This window comes from Pseudomonas lactucae (assembly GCF_016937615.1).
GTDB classification, from domain to species: domain Bacteria; phylum Pseudomonadota; class Gammaproteobacteria; order Pseudomonadales; family Pseudomonadaceae; genus Aquipseudomonas; species Aquipseudomonas lactucae.
Genome location: NZ_JAFHKI010000180.1, coordinates 1 through 5560 on the forward strand (window position 1 = coordinate 1; position 5560 = coordinate 5560).

Annotated in this window: 6 protein-coding genes; all 6 read left to right on the forward strand. The window is 61.5% G+C overall.

Going from position 1 to position 5560, the window contains the following annotated elements; translation table 11 throughout:
* Positions 1-61: 61 nt before the first annotated feature.
* The 6 genes from JWR98_RS26500 (at position 62) to JWR98_RS26525 (ending at position 5474) form a co-directional block, all read left to right on the forward strand.
* Positions 62-508, forward strand: a complete 447-nt coding sequence (locus tag JWR98_RS26500) for an NUDIX hydrolase (RefSeq protein ID WP_078733694.1) — start codon at positions 62-64, stop codon at positions 506-508.
* 59 nt (positions 509-567) lie between these two features.
* On the forward strand, positions 568-1692 hold the full coding sequence (mnmA, locus tag JWR98_RS26505; protein WP_078733695.1) for a tRNA 2-thiouridine(34) synthase MnmA: 1125 nt from the start codon (positions 568-570) through the stop codon (positions 1690-1692).
* Complete coding sequence (gene hflD, locus JWR98_RS26510; protein WP_003174711.1) at positions 1689-2312, forward strand: high frequency lysogenization protein HflD; 624 nt, start codon at positions 1689-1691, stop codon at positions 2310-2312. Before mnmA ends, hflD begins: the two co-directional genes overlap by 4 nt.
* A 125-nt stretch (positions 2313-2437) precedes the next feature.
* Positions 2438-3808, forward strand: a complete 1371-nt coding sequence (gene purB / locus JWR98_RS26515; protein WP_012724947.1) for an adenylosuccinate lyase — start codon at positions 2438-2440, stop codon at positions 3806-3808.
* A gap of 84 nt (positions 3809-3892) precedes the next feature.
* Entirely contained in the window at positions 3893-5059 is a 1167-nt protein-coding gene (locus JWR98_RS26520; protein ID WP_205491632.1) for a ribosomal protein uL16 3-hydroxylase, read from the forward strand.
* The gene (locus JWR98_RS26525) at positions 5052-5474 is read left to right on the forward strand and encodes a GNAT family N-acetyltransferase (protein ID WP_205491634.1); all 423 of its coding nucleotides are present in this window, start codon (positions 5052-5054) and stop codon (positions 5472-5474) included. The genes JWR98_RS26520 and JWR98_RS26525 overlap by 8 nt, the downstream gene beginning before the upstream one ends.
* Positions 5475-5560: the final 86 nt, after the last annotated feature.

Consider the following 5560-nt stretch of genomic DNA (forward strand, 5'->3'; position numbering starts at 1 on the left):
CCCTCCCACACTGACCGTAGTCCTGCTGTAACACCGCACCGCGTCCTGAATCGAGGCAACCATGACCTGGCAACCCCACATCACCGTCGCCACCCTCGTCGAAGACAACGGTCGCTTCCTGATGGTCGAAGAACTCAAAGGCGGCCGCGCCGTGCTCAACCAACCGGCCGGCCACCTGGACCCGAATGAAACCCTGACCGAAGCCGCCGTGCGCGAAACCCTCGAAGAAACCGGCTGGGACGTGGAAGCCACGGGCATTGTCGGCATTTACCTGTACACCGCACCGAGCAACGGCGTGACCTATCAACGGGTCTGCTTTATCGCCAGAGCGGTGAGACACCACCCGGACTATCAACTCGACGAAGGCATCCTGCGCGCCCGCTGGCTGACCCGCGACGAACTGATAAGCCTGCGCGACGACTGGCGCAGCGAGCTGATCATCCGCTGTATCGATGATTATCTGGCCGGCCAGCGTCACAGCCTCGAATTGATCCGCCCTTCTCTTTAGCCTTGCAGGCGTGAGCCTGTTAGAATCGCGTCCTTTTTCAAGACACCCGTTGAAACCCTATGCGTGATCCAGCCCCTTCTGACACACAAAAGAAGCGCGTCATCGTCGGCATGTCCGGCGGCGTGGATTCTTCCGTTTCCGCCGTTCTACTCATGGAGCAGGGTTATGAGGTGGAAGGCCTGTTCATGAAGAACTGGGAAGAAGACGACGGAACAGAATATTGCACTGCCATGGACGACCTGGCGGATGCCCAGGCCGTGTGCGACAAGATCGGTATCAAACTGCACACCGCCAATTTCGCCGCCGAGTACTGGGACAACGTGTTCGAGCACTTCCTGGCCGAATACAAGGCCGGCCGCACGCCGAACCCGGACATCCTGTGTAACCGCGAGATCAAGTTCAAGGCGTTTCTCGACTACGCCATGATGCTCGGCGCCGACCTGATTGCCACTGGCCACTACGTGCGCCGTCGTGACATCGACGGCCGCACCGAGCTGCTCAAGGGCCTGGACCCGAACAAGGACCAGAGCTATTTCCTGCACGCCGTTGGTGGCGAACAGATCGCCAAGACCTTGTTCCCGGTCGGCGAGCTGGAAAAGCCCGAAGTGCGTAGAATCGCCGAGCAACACGGCCTTGCTACCGCCAAGAAAAAGGACTCCACCGGGATCTGCTTTATCGGTGAGCGTCGCTTCAGCGACTTTCTCAAGCAGTACCTGCCGGCACAACCGGGCGAGATCAAGACCACCGAAGGTGAAGTGATCGGCCGCCACCACGGCCTGATGTACCACACCATCGGCCAGCGCCAGGGTCTGGGCATCGGCGGCCTGAAAGACGCAGGCGAAGAGCCGTGGTACGTGCTGGTCAAGGACCTGGAAAACAACGTACTGATCGTCGGCCAAGGCAATGAACATCCGCTGCTGTTCTCCGGCGCCCTACTCGCGTCGGAAATCTACTGGGTCAACCCGATCGACCTGAGCGTGCCGCGCCGCCTGACCGCCAAAGTGCGCTATCGCCAGAGCGACCAGCCGTGCACGCTGGAAAAAACCGCCAACGGCTACCGTGCGACCTTTGACGACCCACAACGCGCCGTCACCCCCGGTCAGTCCGTGGTGTTTTATGACGGCGAGATCTGCCTGGGTGGCGGCGTGATTGAAATCGCGCAAGCCTGGAGCAACCCGGCATGAGCCCGACCCAGGAGCAGTTGACGGCACTTGGCGGCGTCTTCCTCGCAGCCGTGCTGGTGGACAAGATCGCCAAGACCGGCCAGGTCACCGAAGCGGGCCTGACCTGCATGCTCGGCAGCCTGCTGATCCGCGACCCCAAGGACACCCTGGAAGTCTATGGCGGCGATGACCTGGCGCTGCGTGAAGGCTACCGTGCGCTGATCGGCGCGCTGGAGCGCGACCCGAGCACCTTGCAGCGCGAGCCTTTGCGCTACGCCCTGTCGATGCTCGGCCTTGAGCGTCAACTGGCCAAGCGCGAAGACATGCTGGAAACCATCGGCAAGCGCCTGCCGCAAATCCAGTCCCAGGTTGAACACTTCGGTGCAGCCCACGAAAACGTGATCGCCGCGTGTGGCGCGCTGTACCAGGACACACTGAGCACCCTGCGCCAGCGGATCCAGGTGCACGGCGACATGCGCAACCTGCAGCAACCGAACAACGCCTCGAAAATCCGCGCCCTGCTGTTGGCGGGTATTCGTTCGGCGCGGTTGTGGCGGCAGTTGGGCGGTCATCGTTGGCAACTGGTGATCAGTCGGCGCAAATTGCTCAAAGAGCTTTACCCGTTGATGCGCAACGAATAAGTCGCACCAGCAGGCTATTTTCAAGCCGTTACGCGTAATACGCCGGTCAGTTGGCAACGGACCGGCGGATTTTTTCATGTATGATACGCGCCCCATTTCGTTGCCCGACTGTCCGAGAACACCCCATGCAGCTCTCTTCGCTCACTGCGGTTTCCCCTGTTGACGGCCGCTACGCCGGCAAAACCCAGGCCCTGCGCCCTATTTTCAGCGAATACGGCCTGATCCGTGCTCGTGTACTGGTTGAAGTGCGCTGGCTCCAGCGCCTGGCCGCTCACCCCGCCATCAGCGAAGTGCCGGCGTTTTCCGCGCAGGCCAACGCTGTACTCAACACCTTGGCGGAAAATTTCTCCCTGGAGCACGCCGAGCGTGTCAAAGAGATCGAGCGCACCACCAACCACGACGTAAAAGCCATCGAATACCTGCTCAAGGAGCAGGCCGCCAAGCTGCCGGAACTGGCCCAGGTCAGCGAGTTCATCCACTTTGCCTGCACCAGCGAGGACATCAACAACCTGTCCCACGCCCTGATGCTGCGCGAAGGCCGTGATGACGTCATGCTGCCGCTGATGCGCCAGACCGCCGAAGCCATCCGCGAACTGGCGATCCGCTTCGCTGCGGTGCCGATGCTGTCGCGCACCCACGGCCAGCCGGCGTCGCCGACCACCCTGGGCAAAGAACTGGCCAACGTGGTGTACCGCCTGGAGCGTCAGATCGCTCAAGTGGCAGCGGTACCGCTGCTGGGCAAGATCAACGGCGCGGTAGGCAACTACAACGCACACCTGTCGGCCTACCCTGAGATCGACTGGGAAGCCAACGCCCGCGCCTTCATCGAAGACGAACTGGGCCTGGGCTTCAACCCCTACACCACGCAGATCGAACCGCACGACTACATCGCCGAGCTGTTCGACGCGATTGCGCGCTTCAACACCATCCTGATCGACTTCGATCGCGATATATGGGGCTACATCTCCCTGGGCTACTTCAAGCAGCGCACCATTGCCGGTGAAATCGGTTCGTCGACCATGCCGCACAAGGTCAACCCGATCGACTTCGAAAACTCCGAAGGCAACCTCGGCATCGCCAACGCGCTGTTCCAGCACCTGGCCAGCAAGCTGCCGATCTCCCGCTGGCAGCGCGACCTCACCGACTCCACCGTACTGCGCAACCTCGGCGTGGGCTTTGCCCACAGCGTGATCGCGTACGAAGCCAGCCTCAAGGGCATCAGCAAGCTCGAGCTCAACGAGCAGAAGATCGCCGCCGACCTGGACGCGTGCTGGGAAGTGCTGGCCGAGCCGATCCAGACCGTCATGCGCCGCTACAACATCGAAAACCCCTATGAGAAGCTCAAAGAGTTGACCCGTGGCAAGGGCATCAGCCCTGAAGCGCTGCAAACTTTCATCGACGGCCTGGACATGCCAGCCGCCGCCAAGGCCGAGCTGAAACTGCTCACGCCGGCTAACTACATCGGCAACGCTGTAGAGCAAGCCAAGCGCATCTGATCATCGCGCGCCCCGTTGAGACGCCCGGCCGCGCCGGGCGTTTTTATTCCAGTCTGAAAAGTGCTTTTTTTCAATAGGTTACACATGAATCCTGACATCCCTCTTCAACTTCTGGGCGGCATCACGGCACGTGAATTCCTGCGCGACTACTGGCAGAAAAAACCGTTGCTGATCCGCCAGGCCATCCCTGACTTCGAAAGCCCGATCGACGCCGACGAACTGGCCGGCCTGGCCCTGGAAGAAGAAGTCGAATCGCGCCTGGTGATCGAACACGGCGAGCGTCCGTGGGAACTGCGCCGCGGCCCGTTTGCCGAAGACGCCTTCAGCACCCTGCCTGAACGCGAGTGGACTCTGCTGGTGCAAGCGGTTGACCAATTCGTGCCGGAAGTGGCCGAGCTGCTGGAGCAGTTCCGCTTCCTGCCCAGCTGGCGCATCGACGATGTGATGATCAGCTTCGCCGCCCCTGGCGGCAGCGTTGGGCCGCACTTCGACAATTACGACGTATTCCTGTTGCAAGCCCAAGGCAAGCGCAACTGGAAGATCGGCCAGATGTGCAGCTCCGAAAGCCCGCTGCTGCAACACGCCGACCTGCGCATCCTCGCCGAATTCGAAGAAAGCGCCGAATGGGTGCTGGAACCGGGCGACATGCTCTACCTGCCGCCGCGCCTGGCGCACTACGGCATCGCCGAAGATGACTGCATGACCTACTCGGTCGGTTTCCGCGCGCCGAGCGCTGCCGAGGTGCTGACCCACTTCACCGACTTCCTCGCCCAGTACCTGACGGACGAAGAGCGTTACACCGACGCCGACGCCCAGCCGGTCAGCGACCCGCACCAGATCCAGAGCGACGCTCTGGACCGCCTCAAGAGCCTGCTGGCCGAGCACATGAGCGACGAGCGCATGCTGCTGACCTGGTTCGGCCAGTTCATGACCGAGCCGCGCTACCCGGAACTGGTGGCCGGCGAAGAGCTGGGTGAAGATGACTTCATCGCCAGCGTGCAAGACGGAGCGATCCTGGTGCGCAACCCAAGCGCGCGCATGGCCTGGTCCGAAGTCGACGACGACGTGCTGCTGTTCGCCAGCGGCCAGAGCCGTTACCTGCCGGGCAAGCTGCGCGAGCTGTTGAAACTCATATGCTCCGCCGACGCACTGCACAGCGAAAACCTCGGCGAGTGGCTCGCTGACGAAGACGGCCGCGCGCTGCTGTGCGAGCTGGTCAAGCAAGGCAGCCTGGGATTTGCCGATGAATAAAATTCACGTAAGTGTCGCGGACTGGCGAAAGGATATCGACGAGATTCGGCGCATTCGTGAAGCGGTGTTTATCGCTGAACAATCGGTCCCACCGGAACTTGAATGGGACGCGGACGACGCAAATGCCGTGCATTTCCTGGCATTTGAAGGTGATTTTCCGATAGGCACCGCGCGCCTGCTGCCCAGCGGCGAAATCGGCCGCGTGTCGGTGCTCAAGGACTGGCGCGGGCTGAAGGTCGGCGACAAGCTGATGGAAGCGGTGATTGGCGTGGCCGAGCAACGTGGCCAGACCAAGCAGTTCCTGAGTGCGCAGGTGTATGCCGCGCCGTTCTATGAGCGGCTGGGCTTCGAGATTGTCAGTGAAGAATTCCTGGAAGTCGGGATTCCGCATGTGGATATGGTCCGCGGGGGCTGATTCGAGACCGAGTCGCCGCCATCGGGGGCAAGCCCCCTCCCACACTTGACTGCATTCCCAAGGATGTACTCGGTCAAAATGTGGGA

Bases quoted from the DNA above. Each gene is read 5' to 3' on its own strand.
- hflD (WP_003174711.1), top strand. From the start codon at position 1,689: ATGAGCCCGACCCAGGAGCAGTTGACGGCACTTGGCGGCGTCTTCCTC.
- purB (WP_012724947.1), top strand. From the start codon at position 2,438: ATGCAGCTCTCTTCGCTCACTGCGGTTTCCCCTGTTGACGGCCGCTAC.
- JWR98_RS26500 (WP_078733694.1), top strand. From the start codon at position 62: ATGACCTGGCAACCCCACATCACCGTCGCCACCCTCGTCGAAGACAAC.
- mnmA (WP_078733695.1), top strand. From the start codon at position 568: ATGCGTGATCCAGCCCCTTCTGACACACAAAAGAAGCGCGTCATCGTC.
- JWR98_RS26525 (WP_205491634.1), top strand. From the start codon at position 5,052: ATGAATAAAATTCACGTAAGTGTCGCGGACTGGCGAAAGGATATCGAC.
- JWR98_RS26520 (WP_205491632.1), top strand. From the start codon at position 3,893: ATGAATCCTGACATCCCTCTTCAACTTCTGGGCGGCATCACGGCACGT.